Genomic DNA, 24622 nt, shown 5'->3' on the forward strand with positions numbered 1-24622 from the left:
CTGGAGCGGGCGGACGATAACGCGCTCATCGGCCCAGGAGAAGAGCTCAGGGGAGCGACCTACGTCACTTTGGTAAATTGGTGACCAATTTAGGATCCGAAGCTAGCTTGGAGGTGTTCACCGGCCGGAAACACAGCCTTCAACGGTTCGACTTCGCCTGCCGGAGCAGACACAGAACCGGACAGAGCGGTCCGCGAGCGAGGAGTCTCCATGGGCGCCACTGCGCATTCAGCGATCGAGAGATCAGCGATCAAGAAGGTCTCGGTCCGCCTCGTCCCCTTCGTGGCCCTGATGTTCTTCGTGAACTACCTGGACCGGACGGCCGTCTCCTTCGCGGAGCCCAACGGCATGGGGCAGGACCTCGCCCTCACCGCGGCGCAGTTCGGCTTCGCCTCCGGCGTCTTCTTCATCGGGTACATCATTCTCGAAGTGCCCAGCAACATGGCGCTGCACAAGTTCGGCGCCCGCCGCTGGCTCGCCAGGATCATGGTGTCCTGGGGTGTCGTCGCCCTCCTCTTCACCTGGGTGCAGAACAGCGAGCAGCTGTACGCGCTCCGCTTCCTGCTCGGTGTAGCCGAGGCCGGCTTCTTCCCCGGCGCGATCCTCTTCCTGAGCCAGTGGGTGCCCTCCCGGCACCGTACGAAGGTGCTCGGCCTCTTCTACCTGGCGCAGCCCCTGACCACCGTCATCGGCGCCCCGCTGGCCGGCTGGTTCATCAACCAGCACGGGCTCTTCGGCCTCGAGGGCTGGCGCGTGATGTTCCTCGGGGTGTCCGTCCCGGCGATCGTGCTGGGCGTCGTCGCCTGGTTCTACCTGATCGACAAGCCCGCCGACGCGAAGTGGCTGACGCCTGCCGAGAAGGACTGGCTGACCAAGGAGCTCGCCGCCGAGAACGCCGGCAAGACCGGCGCGGGCGAGAAGTCCGACCACGGCAAGGAGGCCCTGAAGGCGGCCTTCACCAACAGCCGCGTCTGGATCCTCGCCCTCATCTACTTCGGCTTCATCTACGGCCTGTACGCCCTCGCCTTCTTCCTGCCGACGATCATCAACGGCTTCCAGGAGCAGTTCGGCACGACGTTCAGCGTGATGGACAAGGCCCTGATCACGGCCATCCCGTATCTCCCGGCCGCGATCGTCCTCTACTTCTGGTCCCGCCACGCCACCAGGCACGGTGTCCACACCTGGCACATCGCCGGGCCGGCCGTCGTCGGCGGGATCTCCATCCCCCTCGCCCTCTACATGGGCTCGCCCGCCGCCACGGTCGCCGTCATCACCGTCACCGCCTGTGCGATCTTCGCGGCGCTGCCGGTCTTCTGGTCCGTCCCCTCGCAGTTCCTGACCGGCGCGGCAGCCGCCGCCGGTATCGCCCTGATCAACACGGCGGGCAACGTGGCCGGCTTCGCCGCCGGATACGTCACCGGCTGGCTGAAGGACTTCAGCGGCGCCTACTACCTGCCGCTGTTCCTCGTCGGGGCCTTCATGCTCATGTCCGCCGCGCTGATGCTGTGGCTCGCCGAGCGGTCCAAGGACCACGGCGCGACCCACGGCCGCCCTCTCGCAGAGGTTCGCTGATGACCCGCCTGTCCAACGACCCCGCCGCCTTCGCCGACGAGGCACTCGAAGGCTTCGTCGCCGCCCACCCCCGCAGGGTCCGCCAGGTCCCCGGCGGGGTGGTCCGGGCCACCCGCACCGCCCCCGGCCAGGTCGCCGTGGTGGTCGGCGGAGGCTCCGGGCACTACCCGGCCTTCTCCGGGCTGGTCGGCCAGGGCCTCGCACACGGCGCGGCCGTCGGCAACGTCTTCGCCTCGCCCTCCGCCCACCAGGTGCGCCAGGTCGCCCGGGCCGCCGAGACCGGCGGCGGCGTCCTCCTCGCCTACGGCAACTACGCGGGCGACGTCCTGCACTTCGGCCAGGCCGCCGAGCGGCTGAACGCCGAGGGCATCCCCGCCCGCACACTCGGCGTCACGGACGACATGTCCAGCGCCTCGCCCGACGAGGCCCACAAGCGCCGCGGTGTCGCCGGGGACCTGGTCGTCTTCAAGGCGGCCGCCGCCGCGGCCGAGGCCGGACAGCCGCTGGACGAGGTGACCCGGATCGCGGAGCTGGCGAACGCCCGCACCCGCTCCTTCGGTGTCGCGTTCTCCGGCTGCACGCTGCCGGGCGCCGGCCACCCACTCTTCACGGTCCCCGAGGGCCGCATGGCCGTGGGTCTCGGCATCCACGGCGAGCCCGGCATGGGCGAGCGGCCCGTGCCGACCGCCGACGAGGCCGCCGAGCTCCTGGTCTCCACCGTCCTCGGTGAACTCCCCGAGGACGTCGGGTCGCCCCACGGCCGGCGGGCAGCCGTGATCCTCAACGGCCTCGGCTCGGTGAAGTACGAGGAGCTGTTCGTCGTCTACCGCCGGGTCGCGCAGCTCCTCGCCGAGGCCGGCGTCGAGGCCGTCGACCCCGAGGTCGGCGAGCTGGTCACCAGCTTCGACATGGCCGGCGTCTCGCTCACCCTGTGCTGGCTCACCGACGAGCTGGAGCCGCTGTGGACGGCCCCGGCCGACGCCCCCGCCTACCGCAAGGGCGCCGTCGAAGCCGCGGACCTCTTCGTCCCGGACCCCTCCGCGGAGACCGCCGAGGACACCGTCCCGCCCGCCACCGACGACTCCCGCGAGGCGGCCCGCACGGCCCTCGCCGCCCTCCGCGTCCTCAAGGACACCGTCGACGTCCACGCCGAGGAGCTCGGCCGGATCGATGCCGTCGCCGGTGACGGTGACCACGGCATCGGCATGCAGCGCGGCTCCACCGGGGCGTACGGGGCAGCGGTACGCGCCGAGGCGCTCGGCGCCGGTGCAGAAACGCTCCTGCACCGTGCCGCCGACGCCTGGGCCGACCGGGCCGGCGGCACGTCCGGCGCCCTGTGGGGCGTCATCCTCCGGGCCGTCGGCACCGCGCTCGGCGACACCGGGCGGCCCTCGGCCCAGGTGGTCGCCGCCGGGGTCGCGGAGGCGACGGCCGGGGTGATGCGGCTGGGGAAGGCGGAGGTCGGCGACAAGACGATGGTCGACGTCCTCGTCCCCTTCTCCTACGCGCTCACCGCCGCCGCCCGTGCGGAACAGCCCCTCGCCACCGCCTGGGACACGGCCGCGCACTCCGCGTCGGCCGCCGCCGCGGCCACGGCGGACCTGCTGCCCCGGATGGGCCGCGCCCGCCCGCACGCCGAGAAGAGCCTCGGCACTCCGGACGCCGGAGCCCACTCGCTCGCCCTGATCGTCCGTGCCGTGCACGGCGTGTTCGTACCCACCCTGGAGAACCACTGATGTCCGAGAAGCGGTCCGAGAAGCTCCGCGTCGTCGTCGGCTCCGACGACGCCGGCCACGCGTACAAGGAAGCCCTCAGGAAGGACCTGGAGGCCAGCGGCCTCGTCGCCACCGTCACCGATGTCGGGGTCGACGCCGACGGGCACACCGCCTACCCGAAGGTCGCCATCGCCGCCGCCGAGATGATCGCCCGGGGCGAGGCCGACCGCGCCCTGCTCGTCTGCGGCACGGGCCTCGGGGTGGCCATCGCCGCGAACAAGGTCAAGGGCGTCCGGGCCGTCACCGCACACGACTCCTTCTCCGTCGAGCGCGCGGTCCTCTCCAACAACGCCCAGGTCCTCACCTTCGGCCAGCGCGTCGTCGGTCTGGAGCTCGCCCGCCGGCTGGCCTCCGAGTGGCTGACGTACCGCTTCGACGAGGCGTCGGCGTCCGCCGCGAAGGTCGCGCTGATGGACGAGTACGAGAACAAGAACGACCACGCCGACCAGCAGGAAGCCGCAGCCTGATGCCCGCCGCGCAGAACACCGCGCAGAACACCGCGCGAAACCCCCGGGTCACGATCGGGGTGAGCCTGAAGATGTACTTCGGCCACCACGAGACCCTCAACTGGGCCCGCGGCATCGCCGATCTGGCCGCCCGGCACCCGGCCGTCACCGGCGGCACGGCCGAGCTGTTCGTGCTGCCCGCCTTCCCCGCACTCGTCCCGGTCACCGGGATCCTGGCCGGTACGGAGGTGCGCACCGGGGCGCAGGACCTGGCGACCGAGGACCGCGGTCCGTACACCGGCGAGGTCAGCGGCGCCCACCTGCACGAGATCGGAGCCCGCTACGCCGAGGTCGGCCACGCGGAGCGCCGCCGGCTCTTCGGCGAGGGCGACACGGTCGTCGCCGCGAAGACGGCCGCCGCCCTGCGCAACGGGCTGACCCCGGTGCTCTGCATCGGCGAACTCGACCAGGTCGCCCCCTCCGAGGCGGCCGCCCGCACGGTCGCCGAGGCCGAACGCATCCTGGCCACGGCGTCCCACGAGGGCCCCCTCGCCCCGGTCGTCCTCGCGTACGAACCGCAGTGGGCCATCGGCGCGCCCCGGCCCGCCTCCCCCGACCACATCCGCACGGTCTGCGAGGCCCTCACCACCTGGCTCGCCACCCAGCCGGCCCTGGCGGGCAGCCGCGTCATCTACGGCGGAAGCGCGGGCCCCGGCCTGCTCACCGAACTGGGCACCGGCGTGGACGGGCTGTTCCTCGGCCGCTTCGCCCACGATCCGGCAGCGGTGGAACGCATCCTCGACGAGACGCCGGCAGGAGCCCTCGCATGTCCTACGGCCTGAGCACCTACGCCTTCTTCTGGCGCGTCTCCGACCGGGCCCCCCGCCCGCTCACCCTCGACGAGATGCTCGCGCAGACCCGGGAGATGGGCGGCGAGGTCTTCCAGATCTGCGACTACCCGCCGATCGAGACGTACGACGACCGGCAGCTCGACGCCCTGCGCACCACGGCGGCCAGGCACGGCATCACGCTGGAGCTGGGCACCAGGGGTGTACGCACCGAGCACCTCGCCGCCCACCTCCGCATCGCGCGGCGCCTGGGGGTCACCCTGGTGCGCTCGATGCTGAACACCGCGGACCACCGGCCGACCGTCGCGGAGGCCACCGCCCTCCTGGGCGAGGCGGTCCCCGCCTACGCGGCGGCGGGTGTCACGCTCGGCCTGGAGACCTACGAACAGGTCTCCACCGAGGACCTGTTGGCCGTCGTGCGCGGCGTGGACAGCCCGCACCTGGGTGTCGTCCTCGACCCGGGCAACAGCGTCGCCCGGCTGGAACGCCCGGTGGACGTCGTCGAGGCCACCGCCCCCCACGTGGTGAACATCCACGTCAAGGACTTCTCGTTCTCCCGCCGTGACGGCTGGGTCGGCTTCACCTTCGCCGGCTGCCTTCTCGGCGAGGGCCTTCTCGACTACGGCCACATGACCGCCACGGTCCGGCCGGACGAGCGGGGCATCAACCAGATCGTGGAGCACTGGCTCCCCTGGCAGGGCGATTTCGAGGAAACCGCCCGCCTGGAGGACCGGTGGACCCGGCACAGCATCAACACCCTTCTGAGGAGCAAGTAATGGCCACCGGATCCAGGACCGTCGCCGTCATCGGGGCCGCAGGCAAGATGGGCCGGCGCGTCTCCGACAACCTGGTGAAGAGCGACTTCACCACCCTCTTCGCGGAGAACTCCCCCACGGGCCAGGAGCTCGTACGCGAGCTGGGCCGCGAGCTGACGGACAGCGCCGACGCCGCCGCACGGGCCGACGTCGTGATCCTCGCCGTCCCGGACGTCGTCCTCGGCACGGTCTCCGAGCAGCTCGTCCCGGTCATGAAGCCCGGCGCGATCCTGCTGACCCTGGACCCGGCCGCCGCGTACGCCGGTCTGCTGACCCGCCGCGCGGACGTGCACAACGCCGTGGCGCACCCCTGCCACCCGTCGGTGTTCCTGGAGCGCACGACGAAGGAGGAGTGGGCGGACACCTTCGGTGGCATCGCCGCCCCGCAGGAGGTCGTCGCCTCCTTCGAGCCCGCCGCCGAGTCCGCCGACCCGGCCGCCCAGGAGCTCGCCGAGGCCGTCATCTCCACCATGTACGCCCCGGTCGTCGAGGTGCACTGGGTGACCGTCAAGCAGCTCGCGGTCCTGGAGCCGACCCTCGTCGAGACGATCGCCTGCATGGTCGGCGCCCTGCTGACCGAGGCCCTCCACGAGACCGTCCACACCGTGGGCGTCCCGGAGAAGGCGGCCCGCGCCATGCTGCTCGGCCACACGCAGGTCGCGCTGGCCAACACCCTCAAGGGCTCGAACCCGTTCTCCGACGCGTGCCTGATCGCGATGGACTACGGGCGCGAGTCGATCGTCCGTGACGACTGGAAGAACGTCTTCGAGGACGACGAGCTCGACAAGGTCATCACCCGGATGCTCAAGATAAAGGAGATCAAGCGCTGACCCGGCCCTGACCACCGGTCCACCGCTCGGTACCCGAAAAACGGGCCGGGCCCTCCATCAGGGGTGGAGGGCCCGGCCTTTCGTGCGCGTGCGGACCGCCTACACCATCAGCGCACGACCGCCTTGGTCGCCTTGCTGACGGCGGACCCGTCACTGTGGCCGGTGCGACGCGCCGTCACCTTGACCGTGATCTTCTTGTCCTTCTGGGCGGTCCTGAGCGTCAGGGAGGTCTTGGTCGCCCCCTTGATCGCCTTGCCGCCGGCGTACCACTGGTAGGTGTACGAGGACGGAGCCGGCGTCCACGTGCCCCGGGCCACCTTCAGCACCTTGCCCACCTTGGCGGTGCCCGAGACGGTGGGCGCCTTGGTGGCCTTGGGAGCGGCGCCCTTGGCGACGGTCACGGCCGTCGTCGTGGCGGCCCCGGCGGTGTGGCCGGTGCGCCGGGCGGTGACGGTCACCGAGAGCTTCTTGCCCTGGAGTGACGCCGGGGCGGTGTAGGTCGACGCGGTCGCCCCCGCCACCGCCTTGCCGTCCGCCTTCCACTGGTAGGTGTAGGAGGTGGCGGCCGGCGACCAGACACCGGGCACGGCGGTGAGCTTGGAGCCGACCCTCACGGTGCCGGTGACCTTCGGAGCGGTGGTGGCCTTCGGTGCCGCGCCCTGGGCGACCACGACTGCCGCCGAGGTGCCGGTCATGTCGGGAGTGCCGCTCCTGCGGGCGTTGACCGTGACGGTGACCTTCTTGCCCAGCAGCGATGCCGGGAGGACGTACGACGAGGCGGTCGCGCCCGTCACCGGCTTGCCGTCGGCGTTCCACTGGTAGGTGTACGACGACGGGCCGCCCGACCATGTGCCGGTGCCGGCGGTCAGCGTCGCCCCCACCTTGCCGGTGCCGCTGATCGCCGGGGCCGTCAGGTTCGCCAGGGGGGCCGCGGTGACCGTGAAGGAACCCTTGCCGTACTCCCACGCGTTGTGCGTGACGACGCTGAGACTCCAGGTGTCGACGGCGGCCCCGGTCAGGTCGAGGACGGCCGTCAGGGTCCTGCGGTCGGCCGACACCGAGGTGGTGGTCGCCTCGACGGTCTTGCCGGACCTGTAGATCCGCACGGTGTCGTCCTCGTGCAGCGCCGTGCCGGTGACCTGGAGGGTCACCTTGCTGCCGGTGGCCCCGGTGGCCGGCGTCACCGCACCGACGGTGACCTTCTCCGGACCGCAGCGGATGGACTTGCAGACGGCTTCGGCCGAGTAGGACGTCTGCGACGCGGTCTCGGGAAGGGACAGCACGAGGATGCTCGACGTGTCGTCCGAGCCGTACGGTTCGTTGACGTAGCACTCGTATCCGCTCGGGATGTAGCGCATGCAGCCGTTGTCGAGGCTCGCGTCGTACAGCGCCGGGACCGCGGTCGTGGTCGCGCCCGCGGTGTCGCTGATCTTCATGTCGAAGCGGTCGTTGTACGCGGTCGGAAGCGCCGCGCACACCGCGCTGTGCTGCTCGTCCAGCGTGCCGGTGACGGGGCCGTACCCGTAGCTGACGTTGGGCACCTTCACGCACTCGTCCGCCGGGCCGGTCGCCGTGGCGACGCGGAGGGCGTCGAAGCGGTAGGAGGGCGCCGCCTTCAGACCCGTACGTACGGTGACGAGCACCTGGTAGCGGGTGGAACCGGTCACCGCGCACGCCTGGTTCTTGTTGCAGAGGGCCTCGCCGTCGGCACCGTAGGCGACGACGTTCGCGGTGCCCAGGGCGTCACGCACGTCGAGGTGCAGGGTGTCCTTCGCGTCGGCCGTGGTGACCTGGCGGCAGACCAGCGCGCCGGGGGCGCCCATGGTGCCGCCCGTGGACGGCCCGCCGACCTCGGCAGCGGGGTTCGCCGTGCAGCCCTTGGCGGTCGAGGTGACGTCGCGCCGGGTCAGGGTGTACTCGGCGGCGGTGTCGCGCCCGGTGACGAGCACCGTGTGGGCGACTCCGGGTGCAAGTGCGCAGGTGGTCCAGGTGGAGAGGGAGGAGTAGATCGAGCAGACCTGCTTGCCGTCCGCGTCCAGGACGGAGAACTGAGCGGTGGACGTCGTACCCGGGGTCGCCTGGAGCTGCAGGTTCTCCCGCGCGCTGTGGTCGTCGGCCGGAATGCTCAGGCACCGCGAGAACACGCCCTCGCCGGTCGAGAAGCGCGCCGTGGGACTGTCCGCCGAGAAGTCGCCCGCCGGAACGGCCGGGCAGCCGCTCGCCGCGTCCGTGCGGTGCAGGGCGAACGTGTAGTCCCCGGTGGGCTTCTCCTCGCTGTCGGTCGAGACCAGGAGCCGGAAGGGCGCCTTGCCCGTGAGCTCGCAGGTGCCGCCCGAGAGGTCGCTCCCCTCGCACCGCTGCACGCCGTCGGCGTCCACGGCGATCACGTCCGCGCGTGGTGAGGAGCCGCTGAGGGGTTTGAGCACGGCCATGCGCGCCCCTGCCGGGAACGGCAGCGCAAGGCAGTCGATCTCGCCGACCGCCGTGAACGCGGAGGTGTACAGACCGGGTTCGGCCGGTACACAGCCGTCGGCGGAGGACCGGTCGATGATCAGGGTCGAGTCGTCGGTGAGGACGGTGTAGGCGCCGGCCGCCGGGAGGGAGCATCCCGACCACGTGGTGCAGACGGTCTTCCCCTCCCGGTCGTACACGGCGAGCGTGGTGCGGCTGGACGAGCCGACCCCGTACACGTCGTAGCGTCCGGCGGCCGGGGCCTGGAAGGTCTTGCACCCGGTGGCCGAGCCCGCTGCCGTGGGCGCGGAGCCGTAGGTGTTGAGCGGGACACTCGCGCAGCCGGCCGGTTCGGAGAGCCTGCGGATCTTGAGGGTGTACTCGGCGGGGTAGCCCCGCTCCGCGTCACTGACCTGCGACAGAACTCTGTAGGGCCCGTCGCCGGGCAGCACGCAGCCGTCGCTGTCGTCCTCGTTGAACCGGGGGCAGATGTGTGCCCCGGTCCCGTCGGTGATCCAGGACCCGCTGCCACCCGACACGGTGGTCCTGATCGTGCTGGTGATCCGCTCGCCGGGCTTCGCGGCGAAGGGCTGGCACTGGATGGCCGTGGGGCCGGCCGCCGATCCCGTGAGCGGGGCGCTGTCCCAGGCGGTACCGGTCTCGGGGGAGCAGCCCTCGTCCGTCCGCAGCGGGGTGAGAGCGACGGTGGGCCTGCTCGGGTCCGGCCAGTTGTTGTACAGCTTGAGCGTGTACGCGCCCTCGTGGCCCAGGTCGCACCAGCCGGCGCCCCACCGGGGGTCGTAGCAGTCGACCTCGGTCTCGCCGTCGAAGACGGACGGGTAGGTGTTCTCCGTACCGGCTCCGCTCACGATCAGCCGGTGCAGGCCGGGCTGCTCCACGTCGACCGTGAAGCAGACGGCCCCCTCCCCCGGGACTTGCACCGTGCCCTCGGCGGGGGCGACTTCGCCGAAGGCCGACAGCGGAAGCGGGGTGCAGTCCTCGGCCGCCGCGGTGGTGCCCGCCGGACCGGTGGCGGAAGCCTGCGACGTCCCCGTGGGCAGTATCAGTGACAGCAGGACCGACAAGGTGAGCAGAAGGGCGGGACGGACCGCGGTTCTCGCGGCCGTACCCAGGCGGTGTGGCATTTCCGTTCCCCCCGGAGCGGTGAAGTGAGCCGTGCGCCGGAGCCGCCGCGTGCCGGGCGGGCTCGACGACGCCGAGCGCGCCCCTGTCATGTGTAGGACATGTAGAGAGCGCATGTGATGATCGCACAGATGCGCGCTCCCACACCTGCCGATTCCCGTCCTCCGGACAGCGCCCGCCCGCAGGGCACGACGGGGCCACCACGGGCCGGCGACACCGTGATCCACGCGTGATCATGACCCCGTAACCTCCCATCGGCCAGGGGGAATTCACGGGGTGTGATCGATGCGGGGGCAGTTCATGACATACGGACGCGCGGCGATACCGGTACTGACCGGAGCGCTGCTGCTCACGGCACTGCTGTGGTGGGCGGGGGCGAGCGTGAACGCGCTGCATCTCCGGGGCACCGCCGAGGTGATCGGCAGCCAGTCGGCCGCCGACCTGGAGCACTGGCTCACCCCCTGGTCGTACCATCCGCCGGAATCGGTCCGGCTGGGCACCACCCTGCCGGGCGGGACCGTCGGCGACGGCTATATCGCCCTGCACGGGACCGCGATGCAGATCAGGTTCGCCGCGGTCTTCGCCTTCTTCGTGCCGGGGGCGCTGCTCCTCGTGCGCAGGCTGCCTCCGGTGAACCGCAGGACGCCGGCCACGCTGGCGGCGGTGTGGGCCTGGGGCATGGTGGCCGGGACCCTGGCCGTGACCGTCTCCGCGCCGTGGGTGATCGCGTCGCAGGGGCGCGGCAGTTACCGCTTCCTGCCCCAGCTGGCGGGCATGATGACCGCCGGACGGCAGATCCTGGTGCCCGCCGCGCTGGTCGCCGCGGTGGTCACCGTGCTGGTCGCCCGGATCACCGCCAAGGGCGCCGGTGACCTGCCCCGGACGGTCGTCCCCCCGCGCGTCGCGCGGACGGCGGCCACCGCGGGGACCCTCGTCATCGCGCTGTCCCTGGTCGTCCTCTCGTACCAGCCGGTCGCCGCCGAAATCCAGGCCGTCTCCCTGTCCGGGCGGCTGTTCTCCGAGCCCGGCGACTTCCTGCGCCAGTGGCTGCTGCTCGGCGGCTGGGCCGGCCCGGCGGGCACGCCGTTCGGCAACTGGCTGCTGTACCGCGCCGCCGACGGGCTGCTGCTCGCCGTGGTGTGGTGCGCGCTGCGGTGGCTCCCCGGGCTGCTGACCCGTGTCACGATCCCGGCGATGGCGGCCGGGGCGGTCTGCGCGACCGTCACCGGACTGCTGGCGGGCCAGCTGCTGCGGATCGGGCTGGACGCGACGGGCCTGGCCATGCTCTACGGGCCGGTGCACGTGATGTCGTCCATCGGGACCGGAGTGCCCGCCGCCCTGGCCGTCGGCTCGGTGGCGGGAGCCGTCGCGGCCCTGCCCCTGCGGTGGGCGGGCGGCCGCACGCAGGACGCAGGCGCCCCTGGACCGACCGCCACGGTGCCGGACGGCCCCGCCGCCGCATGACGCGACCGCCCGCCCGGCGATGCGCCGGGCGGGCGGTCGGGGACGAGGCCGGGCCTACTTCCCCAGCACCGACTGCATCACGCTCCGGGCGATCGGGCCGCCCAGGCCGCCGCCCGAGATGTCCGAGCGGGAGATGTCCATCGCGGTCGGGTCGATGAACACCGCGACCGCCACCGCCTGGCCGTCGGGGTTCTTGCCGTACGAGACGAACCATCCGTACGGGACTTCCTTGCTCACGTCGTCACCGCGCTGCGCCGTACCGGTCTTGCCGCCCACCGTCACGCCGTCGATCAGGGCGCGCTTCGCGCTGCCCTCCGCGGCGGTGAACTCCATCATCTCCTGGACCTTCTTCGCCGTCTCCTCCGAGACCGCCTGGCTCTTGAGCTGCGGTTCGTGCTTCTCCAGGGTGGACAGGTCCGGGCCGCGCAGCTCGTCCACGATGTACGGCTGCATCAGCTTGCCGTTGTTCGCGAGGGCGGCCGTCACCATGGCCATCTGCATCGGCGTGCTGGTGAGGCTGCCCTGGCCCATGCCGGTGAGGGCGGTGCCGGGCTTGTCGAGCTCCTCCGGGTAGAGGCTCTTCGAGGCGAGCATGTCACCGAAGGCGTCCGAGTAGACGTCCTCGTTGAAGCCGAACTTCTCGGCCGTCTCCCTCATCCCCTCGTCCCCGACCTTGAGGGCGGCGTCCAGGAAGACGTTGTTGCAGGAGTACTGCATGGCCGTCTTCATCGACGCCTTGTTGCACGTCGCGTCGCCGGCCTCACTGCTGATCCTGCTCGACGACAGCGGCAGCGGGTACGGGGAGACCGCGTCGGTCCGCGCGTCGACGTCGTCGACGACGCCGTGCTCCAGTGCCGCGGCAGCCGTCAGGATCTTGAAGGTGGAGCCGGGCGGGAAGGTCTCGCGCAACGGCCGGTTGGCCAGGGGCTTGCCCTTCTCGTCGATCAGGGCCTGGAACTTGTCGCCTTCCTTGAAGGAGTTTCCGGCGAAGACCGAGGGGTCGTACGAGGGCGTCGAGACCAGCGCGAGGACCTTGCCGGTCGCCGGCTCGAGGGCGACGACCGCACCCCGGGCGTCGAGGTCGGTCAGGCCCTTGTAGGCCGCCGCCTGCGCCTTCGGGTCGATGGTGGTGACCACATCGCCGGCGCGCCGCTCCTCACCGGTGAGGATGTCCTTGGCGTGCCGGAAGGCGAAGCGCTCGTCCTGGCCGCTGAGGATGCTGTCGTACGTCTTCTCCAGGAGGGACATGCCCTGCGCCTGGGAGGCGTAGCCGGTGACGGGGGCGTACATCGGGCCCTGCTTGAAGGTGCGCTGGTATTTGAAGTCGGTCCCCTCGACCAGCTTCGACCCGGTGATCGCCTTGCCGCCCACGATGATGTCGCCGCGCGGAGTGGCGAACTGGGTGATCTTGACCCGTCGGTTGTGCTCGTGGGTGGCCAGTTCCTCGCGCTGGGCGTACTGGAGCCAGTTGGTCCGTATCAGTAGAGCGAGCATCAACAGCCCGCAGAATATGGCTATGTGCCGCAACGGCCTGTTCATCGTGCTCCCGCTCCCCAGGCAGCCGAGCACACACGCACACGGGCCGCACCATCGATGTCCGGAGGTGATAGATGCGATTTTAGCTCTGCCGGTTGCACCGGAAGATCACCCCGCCAGGTTATCGGCCTGAGGTCTCTCACAGATACGCCGCATAGGCGTCCAGCGCGCGCAGCACCTCGGCCTCCGGGGCCGGGGGTAGTTGCAGGACGACCTCGTCGACCCCCAGATCCGCGTAGTACGCCAGCTTCCCCGGAGAGGGCACGACGGCGTAGGGAACCACCTGGAGCTGCTCGGGGTCGCGTCCCGCGTCCTCCCAGGCGGCTCGCAGCTTCGGCACGGACTCCGACAGACCGCGCCCGCCGATGGGCAGCCAGCCGTCCGCCTCCCGGGCGATCCGCGCGAACAGCTTCGGCCCGGCCGCCCCGCCGATCAGGGTGCGCGGGCCGTTCACCGGACCGCGTGGCCTCTGCACCGGCTTCGGATGGGCGTGGCTCGCCCGGACAGAGCCGAACTCACCCTTGTACGCGGTCGGTTCGTCCGCCCACAGCGCCCGCATCAGGGCCAGCCGGTCGCTGCCGAGCGCGCGGCGCGTCGCCCACTCCACGCCGTGATCGGCGGCCTCCTCCACGTTCCAGCCGTAGCCGATGCCGAGCGTGAGACGGCCGCCGGAGAGGTGGTCGAGAGTGGCGGCCTGCTTCGCCAGATCGATGGGGTCGTGCTGGGCGATGAGCGTGATGCCGGTGCCGAGCGCCAGCCGCTCGGTGACGGCGGCGGCCTGTCCCAGCGCGACGAAGGGGTCCAGGGTGCGGCCGTACTCGGCCGGCAGCTCGCCGCCCGCCGGATAGGGCGTCTCCCGGCTCACCGGGATGTGGGTGTGTTCGGGCAGGTACAGCCCGGCGAACCCCCGCTGCTCCAGCTCGCGTGCGAGCCGTACCGGTGTGATCGTCTCGTCGGTGAGGAAGATCGTTGTGGCGATCCGCATGCGAGGCACCTCCGTCGTCGTCCGTGGCGGCTCCACGGTATGCGGTCGAGCGCACCGTGGAGCCCACTCCGCAGAGCCTGTCACTCCCGGGGCCCGGGTGGCCGAGCGGGTCCGTCGCCGTGCCGGACGCCCGCCCCGGGGCCACCGGGCGCTACTTGCGGTACAGCTCCTCGATCTCCGCGTCGAAGTCCCGCGTGATCGCGTCCCGCTTCAGCTTCAGCGACGGGGTGAGGTGACCGCTCTCCTCGGTGAAGTCCTGCGTCAGGACCGTGAACGCACGGATGGACTCGGCGCGCGACACGAGGCGGTTGGCCTCGTCGACCGCGCGTTGCAGCGCGGTGCGCAGCTCCTCGTCGTGGACGAGCTCGCGCAGGGGGACGTCCTCCTTCTTACGCATCCGGCGCCAGTGCGCGAGGCCGTCCGGCTCCAGGGTGATCAGGGCGCTGATGAACGACCGGTTGTCCCCGACCACCATGCACTGGCTGACCAGCGGATGGGCGCGCAGCCAGTCCTCCAGCGGGGCTGGGGCGACGTTCTTGCCGCCGGACGTGATGATGATGTCCTTCTTGCGGCCGGTGATCGTGAGGTAGCCGTCCTCGTCCAGCGCCCCGAGGTCACCCGTCGCGAACCAGTCGCCCTCCGGATACGGCGTGGCCTCGCCGCGCTCGGTGTCCCAGTAGCCCTTGAAGACCTGGCCGCCGCTGAGCAGGACCTCTCCGTCGTCCGCGATCCGCACGGCGGTGCCCGGCAGCGGCCAGCCCACCGTGCCCAGCCGCGGTTTGAGGGGTGGGGTGACCGTGGCGGCGGCGGTGGTCTCGGTCAGGCCGTATCCCTCGAAGATCTGCATGCCCGCCCCCGCGTAGAAGGCGGCGAGCCTGCTCCCCAGCGGTGAGCCGCCGCAGATCGCGTACCGGACGTGGCCACCCAGCGCGGCGCGGATGCGCCGGTAGACCAGCGGGTCGTAGAGGGCGCGTGCGGCACGGAGTCCGAGGCCCGGGCCGGGGCCCGTGCCGTGTTCGGCCGCCTCGACCGCCTCGCCGTAGCGCTGCGCGATCCGGGCGGCGCGGTCGAAGGACGAGGCGCGGCCCATCTTCTCGGCGGTGGCCCGGCCGGTGTTGAAGACCTTCTCCAGGACGTAGGGGATGGCCAGCAGGAACGACGGCTTGAAGCCGGCCAGGTCCGCGAGCAGGTCCTCGGTCCGGATCGACGGCCCGTGCCCGAGCCGGACCCGGGCGCGCATGCAGCCGATCGCCACCATCCTGCCGAAGACGTGGGAAAGGGGCAGGAACAGAAGGGTGGACGCCGGATACTTCGACACCGACTTGAAGACCGGGTGGAGCAGTTCGATGGCGTTGTCGACCTCGGCGAAGAAGTTCCCGTGGGTCAGGACACAGCCCTTGGGCCGGCCGGTGGTGCCCGAGGTGTAGATGAGGGTGGCGGGGCTGTCCGGTTCCAGTGAACCGCGACGAGCGGCGACGACCGCGTCGGGGACGTCCTTGCCGAGCGTCTTCAGCCGGCCTATGGCGCCCGTGTCGAACTGCCAGAGGTGGACGAGGTCCCCGAGCTGCTGCCGCTCCTGGCTGACCAGCCGGCCCTGCTCCTTCGTCTCCACGGCGCAGGCGACCGCCCCGGAGTTCTGGAGGATCCAGCGCGTCTGGAAGGCCGAGGAGGTGGGGTAGACGGGAACGGTGACCAGCCCGGCCGCCCAGGACGCGAAGTCGAGCAGCGTCCACTCGTAGGTCGTACGCGCCATGATCGCGACCCGGTCACCGCGCTGGAGGCCCTCCGCGATCAGGCCCTTGGCGACGGCCGTCACCTCTGCGGCGAATGCGTCGGCGGTCACGTCCAGCCAGCTGCCGTCGCTCTGCTTGCGGCTGAGGACCGCCTCGGAGGGGGCCTCCCGGGCGTTGTCGAAGGGGATCTCGGCGAGCGAGCCCCGACGCACGGTCGGCGCGAGCGGCGGCACGGAGACCTCCCGTACGGTGCCGTCGGCCGACCGGACCCTGGTGGGCTCGACCAGGACGGGAACGGTGGGCGCGGCGGGTACGGCGGGTTCGGGCGTGGACACGATCGGCTCCTCGACATGGGGTCCGGCGCCGGGCCCGTTGCTGGGGTCCGGCGCCGGGGCGGCTGCTGGGTGCGCGGGGTCGTTCACGTTCGGGATGTGCGGGATGTGCGGCCGGAGCGCGGGTCAGGGGCGCTCAAGGATGGCGGTGACGCCCTGGCCGCCCGCGGCGCAGACCGAGATCAGGCCCCTGCCGGGCGCGTCCCGCTCCGCGAGGAGCTTCGCCAGGGTCGCCACGATCCGGGCCCCCGTCGCGGCGAAGGGGTGCCCGGTGGCGAGGGAGGATCCGGCCACGTTCAGCCTGTCCCTGTCGACGGGGGCGAGGCCCTGTTCCTCCCAGGAGGCGAGGGTCGCGAGGACCTGGGAGGCGAAGGCCTCGTGGATCTCGAAGAGGTCGAAGTCCTCCACGGTCAGCCCGGCACGCTCCAGCATGCGCGGCACCGCGTGGGCGGGGGCCATCAACAGGCCTTCCTCGCCCTCCACGTAGTCCACGGCCGCCGTCTCGTACAGCGACAGATAGGCCAGCGGCTCCAGGCCGCGCGCCTCGGCCCACTCCTCGCTCGCCAGGAGCACGGTGGCGGCTCCGTCGGTGAGCGGGGTCGAGTTGCCCGCGGTCATCGTCGCGTCGGGGTGACCGGCGCCGAACACCGGCTTCAGCGTGGCGAGTTTCTCGACCGAGCCGGGGCGCAGGTTCTGGTCGCGGTCCAGGCCGAGGTACGGGACGACGAGGTCGTCCAGGAAGCCCCGCTCGTACGCCGCGGCGAGCCGCTGGTGGCTGGTGGCGGCCAGCAGGTCCTGGTCCTCGCGGGCCACGCCCCACTTACGGGCGGTGACCGCCGCGTGCTCGCCCATCGAGAGCCCGGTGCGGGGTTCGGCGTTGCGCGGGATGTCCGGGACGAGGTGGCTGGGGCGGACGGCCGCCAGCGCCTTGACCCGGGCGCCCGTCGACCGGGCGCGGCGCGCCTCCAGCAGGATCCTGCGGAGCTTGTCGTTGACGCCGAGGGGAGCGTCGCTCGTGGTGTCCGCGCCTCCGGCGATCGCCGAGTCGACCGCGCCGAGCGCGATCTTGTTGGCCGCGGCGATGACGGCCTGAAGGCCGGTGCCGCACGCCTGCTGAATGTCGTACGCGGGGGTACACGGGTCCAGGGCGGAGCCCAGGACTGTCTCGCGGGCCAGATTGAAGTCCCGGCTGTGCTTGAGGACCGCACCGGCCACGAACTCACCGACCTGCCGGCCCCGCAGGCCGAAGCGCTCGACGAGTCCGTCCAGCGCGGCGGTCAGCATGTCCTGGTTCGACGCCCGCGCGTACGGGCCGTCGGAACGGGCGAACGGAATACGACTGCCACCGATGACCGCGACCCGGCGCGGCTGCGGAAGTGCGAGGGGAATCAACTCGACCAACTCATCTCGACAACTCCTGACCCTTGAGTAACCTTACTCTGGAGTAAATCTACGACCGAGCAGGAGTCCAGACAATGGCCGACCGCTATCTGCACTTCACCGGCACGACACCCGGCCGCTTCCTGACCCGCAGGCTCGGCCTGCCGCAGCCCGCGCCGCTCCGCCGCTGGACACTGGAAACCCCCACTCTCGACGGGCCGTTGCTCCACCTGACCGCGGGACACTCCGCCGCCCCCGACCTCGGCCCGGTGCTCGCCGCGACGGGGCTGAAGGTCACCGGGCAGGCCGAACGCCCCGCCGCCGTCGTCCTGGACGCCACCGGCGTCACCACGGCCGCAGGGCTCGCCGACGTACACGCCGCTCTCCACCCTGTCGTACGGTCGCTGGCCGGCGGCGGCCGCGTCGTGGTCATCGGCACCGCACCGTCCGCCGACGACCACCACCAGGCGGCGGCCCAGCAGGCACTCGAGGGGTTCGTACGCTCGCTCGGCAAGGAGGTCGGCCGGGGTGCCACCGCCCAGCTGCTGCGGCTCGCCCCCGGCGCGAGCGCGGCCTCGGCCGAGTCCACGCTCCGCTTCCTGCTGTCACCCCGTTCGGCGTACGTCAGCGGCCAGGTCGTCGAGCTCACCGCCGACGCGCCCGGCGAGGTGGCCGACTGGGCGGCACCGCTGTCCGGGCGCACCGCACTGGTCACCGGCGCGGCGCGCGGCATCGGAGCGTCCATCGCCTCCGTCCTCGCCCGGGACGGCGCCCAGGTGATCTGCCTCGACGTCCCGCAGGCCCAGGAGGAACTCGTACGCACCGCCGACCGGCTGGGGGCCACCGCCCTGCCGCTGGACATCACCGCACCCGACGCAGCCGACCTGATCGCCGCGGCCGCCCCCGGCGGCCTCGACGTCCTCGTCCACAACGCGGGCATCACCAGGGACCGGCGGCTCGCCAACATGCCGGCCGACCGCTGGGCCTCGGTCGTCGACGTCAACCTCGACAGCGTCCTGCGCACCACGGACGCCCTGCTGGGGGCGGGCACCGTGAACCGCGGTGGCCGGATCGTCGCCACCGCGTCCATCGCCGGGATAGCGGGCAACGACGGCCAGACCAACTACGCGGCCAGCAAGGCCGGCATCATCGGCCTGGTCCGCTCGCTGGCCCCACGAGCCGCAGCCGAGCACGGCGTCACCGTCAACGCGGTCGCTCCCGGCTTCATCGAGACCAGGATGACGGCCGCCGTGCCCCTCTTCATCCGGGAGGCCGGACGGCGCATGAACTCCCTCTCCCAGGGCGGGCTGCCGGTCGACGTCGCGGAGACCACCGCCTGGTTCGCCCAGCCCGCGTCCGGCGCCGTCAACGGCCAGGTCGTGCGGGTCTGCGGCCAGAGCCTGCTGGGGGCGTGACCATGACCGGCCTGAGCCTGTCCCTCGTCCGCGGGGCCGTCACCTCCCCCTTCAAGCGGGCCGGGCGCCCCGGCGCCACACTGCCCGCCGGCCGCGAGGTGCTCCCACCCGGACGCGTCGCCCCCGGCCCGCTCGCCGCGTACAGCAGGGTCTGCGGCTTCGCCGAATCCGGCCCGCTGCCGCTCACCTATCCGCACGTGCTGGGCTTCCCGGCCGCCATGCGGCTGATGACGGCCCACGACTTCCCGCTGCCGGTACTGGGACTGGTCCACACCTGGATCGAGATCACCGGGCACCGGGCGCTGCATCCCACGGATGAGCTCGAACTCACCGTGTACGCGGACGGCTTGACGCCACACCGCCGCGGCACCGAGGTCACGATGGTGACCGAGGCGCGCCTCGGGGGCGAGCTCGTGTGGGAGTCCCGCAGCGGCTACCTGTCCCGCCACACGACCGGAGCGGCAACAGCTCCCCCGCCTCCGCCTGCCGCGCCCCCGGAGCTGCCCGCCGTCGCCGAGTGGCGGCTGCCCGCCGGTCTCGGGCGGCGGTACGGAGCCGCTTCGGGTGACCGCAACCCCATCCACCTGCACCCCGTGACGGCACGCCTCTTCGGCTTCCCCCGGCCCATCGCACACGGGATGTGGACCGTGGCCCGCTGCCTGGCGGAAGCGGGGGGCGGCGCCGGAGCGGGTGAGTCGGGCCGTATCCACTCCGTGCGGGCGGACTTCAGGGCCCCCGTCCCGCTGCCCTCCACCGTCACCTACGCCGCCGACGGCTCCGACTTCCAGGTGCGGGCCGGCAGCCGCGTCCACCTCACCGGCAGCGTGACCCGGGAGGGATGAACACTCCGGCGCGGCCCGGGAGGGATGAACCCTCTACTCCCCCCGGGACTGCCAGCCGCGCCCGTGCATGAGGTTCTCCAGCCCCGCCCAGGAGAAGTTCATCAAGGTGGTGGCGGCCTCCTTGGCCGAGACGCCGGGAGTGACGTTCGCCCATCCGGCGAGCGCCTCCGCCGCCCCCACCAGCGCCTGCGCGAGCCCCGCCACATCCCGGTCGGGCAGCGCGCGATCACGGTGCGCCTCACGCGCCGCCGCACCGATCAGACCCGTCACGAACGCAACGATCTCCTTGCGCAGTGCCCCCACCTCGCTGACGAACGGCTCCCCGTGCGAGCTGGCCTGCTGGTGCAGCACCGCCCAGCCGTCCGGGTTGTCCGCCGTGTGCGTGAAGAACGCCCGCAGCCCCGACCACAGTTGCCGATCCGCCGGAAGCCCCGGTTCCACCGCTGCCTGCACGGCTTCCACCAGCGCTTTCGACTCGCGGCGGATGCACGCGGTGAAGAGCTCCTCCTTGGAGTTCAGATACAGGTAGACCAAGGGCTTGGACACACCGGCCAGTTCGGCGATCTCGTCCATCGAAGCGGCCCGGTAACCACGCTGCGCGAACGTCCGCACGGCCGCGTCCATCATCTGCTGCTCACGCACCGCGCGCGGCATCCGTTTGCTCTTCACTGCACTCACGTCAGACATCCCTCCCACCCCCACTGCGCTGCTCCCGGGTAAGAGTACGGCGCGGCCCTGCGGCCCGCCGTACGGAAGGGAGACGGCGAGGCCCGCCCCGGCCGGGAGTCGTCCCGAAGGACCATCGGGCGGCGCTTCGTACATCCCTGGTCCCCCACCGGATAGCACCTCAGGCCGACTCCTTCGCCCGAGTCCGCCGTCTAGTGTCCCGGGCATGACGATCAGACCACGCACATCCGTTGTGGCCGCTGCCGCCCTCACCGCCTTGGTCCTCCTGGCCCCGGTCGCCACCGCCCACGCGTTACCGGGCCCCGCGAGGGCATCCGCTCCGACCGCGACCGTCGCCGCACTCGGACTGCCCCGCCCCACCGGCCCGTACTCCGTCGGCGCCGAGGTACTGCACCTCGTCGACCACAGCCGCACCGACCCCTGGGTCCCCGCGGCGGGGGCCCGGGAGCTGATGGTGTCGCTCCACCACCCCGCCCGCCCCGGCGGCGCGGGCGCCCCCGCCCCGTACATGAGCACGGAGGAGGCGCGGCTGATGCTGGTGCAGCGCGGGCTGGAGGACGTCGTGCCCGCCACCGCCGTCAGCTCCGCCACCACCCATGCCCGCCTGGACGCCCGCCCCGCCCCGGGCCGGTTCCCCCTGGTCTTGCTCTCCCCCGGCTTCGGTACGCCGCGCGCCACCCTGACCTCCCTCGCCGAGGACCTGGCGAGCCGGGGCTATGTCGTGGCGAGCGTGGACCACGCGTACGAGTCCACCGGGACCTCCTTCCCGGGCGGGCGGGTACTGACCTGCGCCGCCTGCGACGCCGACAACGCCACACCGGACGAGGCGGCGGCACGGGCTCTGCGGAAGAGGGTCTCCACCGGACGGGCGGCCGACCTCGCGTTCGTACTCGACCGGCTGACCGGCCACCGTCCCGCCTGGGACCACGCCCGCATGATCGACCCACGCCGGGTCGCGGCAGCCGGCCATTCCATCGGCGGCAGCGCGGCGGCCTCCACGATGCTCGCCGACTCCCGCGTGGACGCCGGGATCAACATGGACGGCACCTTCTTCGAGGAGATCCCGGCCACCGGCCTGGACGGGCGCCCGTTCATGATGCTCGGCACCGACGCCCGCCACAGCCCCGGCACCTTGGACACGTCCTGGAACGACGGCTGGAAGCGACTGGACGGCTGGAAGCGCTGGCTGACCGTCAAGGGCTCGGGGCACTTCACCTTCACCGACACCCCGTACCTGGCCGAGCAGGCGGGCCTCCCGGTGGACCCCACGGCCCCCCTCTCCGGCGCCCGCTCGACGGGAATCACCCGGGCCTACGTCGCCGCCTTCCTCGACCGGCACCTGAAGGCCCGGCATCAGCGGCTCCTGGACGGCCCGACGCCGGGCAACCCCGAGGTGGTCTTCAACAACCCCTGACACGCACCGGGGCCCGTCCGCCCCCGGCCTGTCCGGTCTGGCGTGGTACGACGTCGAGGACGGGGTCGACGGCGACCCGTCGGGCAGCGACTTCTCTGCTGGGCACCTGCGGGGCCCCTGGCGTCGTGAGAACTTCGTCGCCGAACCGGACGACCGTCTCCTGGACGTACTGGGCACCTGCCCGGACGCACGAAACCGCCCTGCCCCCGGCCGGAGCCGGGGGCAGGGCGGTTCTTCGCACGGGCCGGGTGTCGTCACGCCGTGACGGGGACGCCCTTCGGCTCCGCGTCGCGGACCTCGGGCTCGTCGACCGGGGAGGACGACGCGGAGTTGTACGCGTCGTGGTCGAGGATCTTCTCGCGGGCCGCGACGATCACCGGGACCAGAGCCTGCCCCGCCACGTTCGTGGCGGTGCGCATCATGTCCAGGATCGGGTCGATGGCGAGCAGCAGGCCCACACCCTCCAGCGGGAGGCCCAGGGTCGACAGGGTGAGGGTCAGCATGACCGTGGCGCCGGTGAGGCCGGCGGTGGCCGCCGAGCCGATGACCGAGACGAACGCGATCAGGATGTAGTCACCGATGCCCAGCTGGACGTCGAAGATCTGCGCGATGAAGATCGCCGCCAGCGCCGGGTAGATCGCGGCGCAGCCGTCCATCTTGGTCGTGGCCCCGAACGGGACCGCGAAGGAGGCGTACTCCTTCGGGACGCCGAGACGCTCGGTGACCTGCTGGGTGACCGGCATGGTGCCGACCGAGGAGCGGGAGACGAAGGCCAGCTGGATCGCGGGCCAGGCTCCCTTGAAGAACTGCAGCGGGCTGACCTTGGCGACCGTGGCGAGCAACAGCGGGTAGACGCCGAACATGACCAGGGCGCAGCCGATGTAGACGTCCGCGGTGAAGGTGGCGTACTTGCCGATCAGGTCCCAGCCGTAGTCGGCGATGGCGTAGCCGATGAGGCCGACGGTGCCGATGGGGGCGAGGCGGATGACCCACCACAGAGCCTTCTGCAGGAGCGCCAGGATCGACTCGCTGAAGGAGAGGATCGGCGCGGCCTTCTCACCGAGCTGGAGCGCGGCGATACCGGCGACGGCGGCCATGAAGACGATCTGCAGGACGTTCAGTTCGGTGAACGGCGTGATGACGTCGGTGGGGATGATGCCGGTGAGGAAGTCGAGCCAGGAGCCGGCGCTCTCGGGCTTGGCGCCGTCCTTCGGGGTGAGGCCGGTACCGGCGCCCGGGTTGGTGACCAGGCCGATCGCGAGGCCGATGGCGACGGCGATCAGCGAGGTGATCATGAACCAGAGCAGCGTGCGGGTCGCCAGCCTCGCGGCGTTGTTGACCTTGCGCAGGTTGGTGATCGAGACCAGGATCGCGAAGAAGACGAGGGGCGCGACGGCCAGCTTCAGCAGCTGGACGAAGATGTGGCCGACCTGGTCGAGCGTGGTGTAGAGCCAGCCGATCTCGAAACTGCGGGTGATCCAGCCGAGCAGTACGCCGAGGACCAGACCGGCGACTATCTGTATCCAGAACGGAATGCTGGGCAGGCGGAAACCGGAGCCGGACGGCTTGCCGGCTTCGGTCTCGGCGGGGGACGCGGAATTCGCGGACACGGACACACTCCAGATGTGACGCATCGGGACGTACGGGGACAGACGTACGGTCGTGCGGTCGAACAGGGGGACGGGGGTGCGGCGCCCGCGTCAGGGGCGGCGCCGCTGCATGATGCCGGTCAGACGCTGCGGCAACAGACCGCGGACATACAGCGGCAGAGATCGACGTGCAGGCGCACCACGAGCGGGACGCCCAAGGCGTGACGGGTGCGCACTGCGGTCATCATGTCGAATACGTTAACACTGCAACTTTGAGAACCTCAAAGGTCCACTTCTTGATCAACTTCGCACGCGGGGGCCCCGGACACGCCGAAGCCCCGGTCGGGAGCGGCTGCTCCGGTCCGGGGCTCGGTTCGTACGAAGTGCGGGTGTGAGGAACCTTACGCGGCGCCTACCGGGCGACACTGTCCTCGCGGGTGCGGTTCGCTTCGAGCCTGGCCTTGGTCCTGTCGACCGACGAGATGATCTGCTCGGACATCTCGTCGCGCTGCTTGCGCAGCAGGATGAAGCTGAGGGGTGCGGACAGCAGCAGGCCGAGCAGGAGGACCCAGACGACGTTGGATCCGCCGACGCCCGAGGGCAGCACGCCGAAGTGGACCGCCACGCCGGCGACGAAGAAGCAGCCCACGAAGATCAGCAGCCGCATGGCGGTGTACCGGATCGTTGCGCTCGGCTTGGCAGCGGACACGGCTGGCCTTCTCTCTACGTCCGACGTTCCTGCGGTCGTGCAGTGTGGAATCCTGCCCGACCAGTGAAGCATGCCCCGAATTCGATCAGTTCGCTGGGTTGTTCCCCGCACTCCTACCGGAAGAGCGGGAGCAGCATGATGACGTCGTCGCGGTAGTCGTCCTCGGAGACCCGGATGGCGTTCGGGACCCGGCCCACCTCCTTGTATCCGCAGGAGGCGTAGAAGCGGTCCGCCCCGGTGCCGCCGCGGCAGGTCAGCCGGATGGCGTCGATACCGTCGAGCCCCTGGGCGGCGTCGGCCGTGGCCGCCATCAGGGCGCGGCCGAAGCCCTTGCCCTGGTGGCGCGGGTGGACCATCACCGTGTAGGCGCCGATCCAGTGCCGCATCAGCCGGTGGGTGTTGCGGATGAGGAAGGCGGTGGCGGCGACCGTGCCGTCCTCGTCCCGGCCGATGACGAGGTGGGTGCGGCCCTCGGCCATCGCCGCGAGGTGTTTGACCAGCTCGGGCCGGACGTCGTCCTCGGTGACGGGCGGCACGAAGCCGACGGCTCCGCCCGCGTTGCTGACGTCGGCCCAGAGCGCGGTGATGCCGTCCCGCAAGGGCCGGTCGAAGGTGGGATCCACGGTGAAGGTAAGCGCCATATTCGCAGATTAACT

At 71.6% G+C, this 24622-nt stretch carries 19 protein-coding genes; 10 read left to right on the forward strand and 9 right to left on the reverse strand.

What is annotated here, in order from left to right:
• The first annotated feature begins 210 nt into the window (after positions 1-210).
• The 6 genes from JOC24_RS24305 to JOC24_RS24330 are packed head-to-tail and all read left to right on the forward strand — an operon-like array spanning position 211 to position 6286.
• Complete coding sequence (locus JOC24_RS24305; RefSeq protein ID WP_205022508.1) at positions 211-1572, forward strand: MFS transporter; 1362 nt, start codon at positions 211-213, stop codon at positions 1570-1572.
• Positions 1572-3308: a dihydroxyacetone kinase family protein gene (locus JOC24_RS24310; protein ID WP_205022509.1), complete on the forward strand. Its 1737-nt coding sequence runs from the start codon at positions 1572-1574 to the stop codon at positions 3306-3308. Before JOC24_RS24305 ends, JOC24_RS24310 begins: the two co-directional genes overlap by 1 nt.
• Positions 3308-3814 (forward strand): ribose-5-phosphate isomerase, encoded by a 507-nt coding sequence (locus tag JOC24_RS24315; protein WP_205022510.1) that lies wholly within the window; start codon positions 3308-3310, stop codon positions 3812-3814. Before JOC24_RS24310 ends, JOC24_RS24315 begins: the two co-directional genes overlap by 1 nt.
• Positions 3814-4635 carry a triose-phosphate isomerase family protein gene (locus tag JOC24_RS24320; protein WP_205022511.1) on the forward strand — a complete coding sequence of 274 codons (822 nt, stop codon included), beginning with the start codon at positions 3814-3816 and terminating at the stop codon, positions 4633-4635. Before JOC24_RS24315 ends, JOC24_RS24320 begins: the two co-directional genes overlap by 1 nt.
• On the forward strand, positions 4620-5417 hold the full coding sequence (locus JOC24_RS24325; RefSeq protein ID WP_205022512.1) for a sugar phosphate isomerase/epimerase family protein: 798 nt from the start codon (positions 4620-4622) through the stop codon (positions 5415-5417). Before JOC24_RS24320 ends, JOC24_RS24325 begins: the two co-directional genes overlap by 16 nt.
• Positions 5417-6286 (forward strand): phosphogluconate dehydrogenase C-terminal domain-containing protein, encoded by an 870-nt coding sequence (locus JOC24_RS24330; protein WP_205022513.1) that lies wholly within the window; start codon positions 5417-5419, stop codon positions 6284-6286. Before JOC24_RS24325 ends, JOC24_RS24330 begins: the two co-directional genes overlap by 1 nt.
• Positions 6287-6393: 107 nt before the next feature.
• Here JOC24_RS24330 and JOC24_RS24335 read toward each other — a convergent pair whose 3' ends face one another.
• Positions 6394-9882, reverse strand: coding sequence for a hypothetical protein (locus JOC24_RS24335; RefSeq protein ID WP_205022514.1), 3489 nt, complete (start codon positions 9880-9882; stop codon positions 6394-6396).
• Between the two features lie 298 nt (positions 9883-10180).
• On the opposite strand from JOC24_RS24335, the gene JOC24_RS24340 reads away from it, so the two are divergent.
• Positions 10181-11344 carry a hypothetical protein gene (locus JOC24_RS24340; protein WP_239580912.1) on the forward strand — a complete coding sequence of 388 codons (1164 nt, stop codon included), beginning with the start codon at positions 10181-10183 and terminating at the stop codon, positions 11342-11344.
• Between the two features lie 54 nt (positions 11345-11398).
• Here JOC24_RS24340 and JOC24_RS24345 read toward each other — a convergent pair whose 3' ends face one another.
• From JOC24_RS24345 to JOC24_RS24360, 4 genes are all read right to left on the reverse strand, one after another.
• The gene (locus tag JOC24_RS24345; RefSeq protein ID WP_205022516.1) at positions 11399-12883 is read right to left on the reverse strand and encodes a peptidoglycan D,D-transpeptidase FtsI family protein; all 1485 of its coding nucleotides are present in this window, start codon (positions 12881-12883) and stop codon (positions 11399-11401) included.
• Positions 12884-13019: 136 nt separating this feature from the next.
• Positions 13020-13865, reverse strand: a complete 846-nt coding sequence (locus tag JOC24_RS24350; protein WP_205022517.1) for an LLM class F420-dependent oxidoreductase — start codon at positions 13863-13865, stop codon at positions 13020-13022.
• 151 nt (positions 13866-14016) lie between these two features.
• The gene (locus tag JOC24_RS24355) at positions 14017-15933 is read right to left on the reverse strand and encodes an AMP-dependent synthetase/ligase (RefSeq protein WP_205022518.1); all 1917 of its coding nucleotides are present in this window, start codon (positions 15931-15933) and stop codon (positions 14017-14019) included.
• A 123-nt stretch (positions 15934-16056) separates the two neighbouring features.
• Positions 16057-17331, reverse strand: a complete 1275-nt coding sequence (locus JOC24_RS24360; protein ID WP_205022519.1) for an acetyl-CoA C-acetyltransferase — start codon at positions 17329-17331, stop codon at positions 16057-16059.
• A gap of 74 nt (positions 17332-17405) precedes the next feature.
• Here JOC24_RS24360 and JOC24_RS24365 point away from each other — a divergent pair, with 74 nt between their 5' ends.
• Positions 17406-18725 (forward strand): 3-oxoacyl-ACP reductase, encoded by a 1320-nt coding sequence (locus tag JOC24_RS24365; RefSeq protein ID WP_205022520.1) that lies wholly within the window; start codon positions 17406-17408, stop codon positions 18723-18725.
• A 2-nt stretch (positions 18726-18727) separates the two neighbouring features.
• A complete protein-coding gene (locus JOC24_RS24370; protein WP_205022521.1) occupies positions 18728-19567 on the forward strand; it encodes a MaoC family dehydratase in 840 nt (279 codons plus the stop codon).
• Between the two features lie 33 nt (positions 19568-19600).
• Here JOC24_RS24370 and JOC24_RS24375 read toward each other — a convergent pair whose 3' ends face one another.
• Positions 19601-20221, reverse strand: a complete 621-nt coding sequence (locus tag JOC24_RS24375; RefSeq protein WP_205022606.1) for a TetR/AcrR family transcriptional regulator — start codon at positions 20219-20221, stop codon at positions 19601-19603.
• Positions 20222-20459: 238 nt separating this feature from the next.
• Here JOC24_RS24375 and JOC24_RS24380 point away from each other — a divergent pair, with 238 nt between their 5' ends.
• The gene (locus JOC24_RS24380) at positions 20460-21668 is read left to right on the forward strand and encodes an alpha/beta hydrolase family protein (protein WP_205022522.1); all 1209 of its coding nucleotides are present in this window, start codon (positions 20460-20462) and stop codon (positions 21666-21668) included.
• 254 nt (positions 21669-21922) lie between these two features.
• Here the strand turns inward: JOC24_RS24380 and JOC24_RS24385 are convergent, their stop codons facing one another.
• The 3 genes from JOC24_RS24385 to JOC24_RS24395 form a co-directional block, all read right to left on the reverse strand.
• Positions 21923-23278: a dicarboxylate/amino acid:cation symporter gene (locus JOC24_RS24385; RefSeq protein ID WP_205022523.1), complete on the reverse strand. Its 1356-nt coding sequence runs from the start codon at positions 23276-23278 to the stop codon at positions 21923-21925.
• 391 nt (positions 23279-23669) lie between these two features.
• A complete protein-coding gene (locus JOC24_RS24390) occupies positions 23670-23966 on the reverse strand; it encodes a DUF4229 domain-containing protein (protein ID WP_205022524.1) in 297 nt (98 codons plus the stop codon).
• A gap of 113 nt (positions 23967-24079) precedes the next feature.
• The gene (locus JOC24_RS24395) at positions 24080-24607 is read right to left on the reverse strand and encodes a GNAT family N-acetyltransferase (RefSeq protein ID WP_205022525.1); all 528 of its coding nucleotides are present in this window, start codon (positions 24605-24607) and stop codon (positions 24080-24082) included.
• Positions 24608-24622 lie beyond the last annotated feature (15 nt).

It is taken from the genome of Streptomyces sp. HB132 (genome assembly GCF_016909575.1).
Classification (GTDB): Bacteria; Actinomycetota; Actinomycetes; order Streptomycetales; family Streptomycetaceae; genus Streptomyces.

What these genes read in the sequence shown, in the direction of transcription:
- JOC24_RS24315 (WP_205022510.1), top strand. Translation starts at nt 3,308, where the DNA reads ATGTCCGAGAAGCGGTCCGAGAAGCTCCGCGTCGTCGTCGGCTCCGAC.
- JOC24_RS24345 (WP_205022516.1), bottom strand. Translation starts at nt 12,883, where the DNA reads ATGAACAGGCCGTTGCGGCACATAGCCATATTCTGCGGGCTGTTGATG.
- JOC24_RS24320 (WP_205022511.1), top strand. Translation starts at nt 3,814, where the DNA reads ATGCCCGCCGCGCAGAACACCGCGCAGAACACCGCGCGAAACCCCCGG.
- JOC24_RS24365 (WP_205022520.1), top strand. Translation starts at nt 17,406, where the DNA reads ATGGCCGACCGCTATCTGCACTTCACCGGCACGACACCCGGCCGCTTC.
- JOC24_RS24370 (WP_205022521.1), top strand. Translation starts at nt 18,728, where the DNA reads ATGACCGGCCTGAGCCTGTCCCTCGTCCGCGGGGCCGTCACCTCCCCC.
- JOC24_RS24350 (WP_205022517.1), bottom strand. Translation starts at nt 13,865, where the DNA reads ATGCGGATCGCCACAACGATCTTCCTCACCGACGAGACGATCACACCG.
- JOC24_RS24335 (WP_205022514.1), bottom strand. Translation starts at nt 9,882, where the DNA reads ATGCCACACCGCCTGGGTACGGCCGCGAGAACCGCGGTCCGTCCCGCC.
- JOC24_RS24325 (WP_205022512.1), top strand. Translation starts at nt 4,620, where the DNA reads ATGTCCTACGGCCTGAGCACCTACGCCTTCTTCTGGCGCGTCTCCGAC.
- JOC24_RS24305 (WP_205022508.1), top strand. Translation starts at nt 211, where the DNA reads ATGGGCGCCACTGCGCATTCAGCGATCGAGAGATCAGCGATCAAGAAG.
- JOC24_RS24375 (WP_205022606.1), bottom strand. Translation starts at nt 20,221, where the DNA reads ATGCCGCGCGCGGTGCGTGAGCAGCAGATGATGGACGCGGCCGTGCGG.
- JOC24_RS24310 (WP_205022509.1), top strand. Translation starts at nt 1,572, where the DNA reads ATGACCCGCCTGTCCAACGACCCCGCCGCCTTCGCCGACGAGGCACTC.
- JOC24_RS24330 (WP_205022513.1), top strand. Translation starts at nt 5,417, where the DNA reads ATGGCCACCGGATCCAGGACCGTCGCCGTCATCGGGGCCGCAGGCAAG.
- JOC24_RS24340 (WP_239580912.1), top strand. Translation starts at nt 10,181, where the DNA reads ATGACATACGGACGCGCGGCGATACCGGTACTGACCGGAGCGCTGCTG.
- JOC24_RS24380 (WP_205022522.1), top strand. Translation starts at nt 20,460, where the DNA reads ATGACGATCAGACCACGCACATCCGTTGTGGCCGCTGCCGCCCTCACC.
- JOC24_RS24395 (WP_205022525.1), bottom strand. Translation starts at nt 24,607, where the DNA reads ATGGCGCTTACCTTCACCGTGGATCCCACCTTCGACCGGCCCTTGCGG.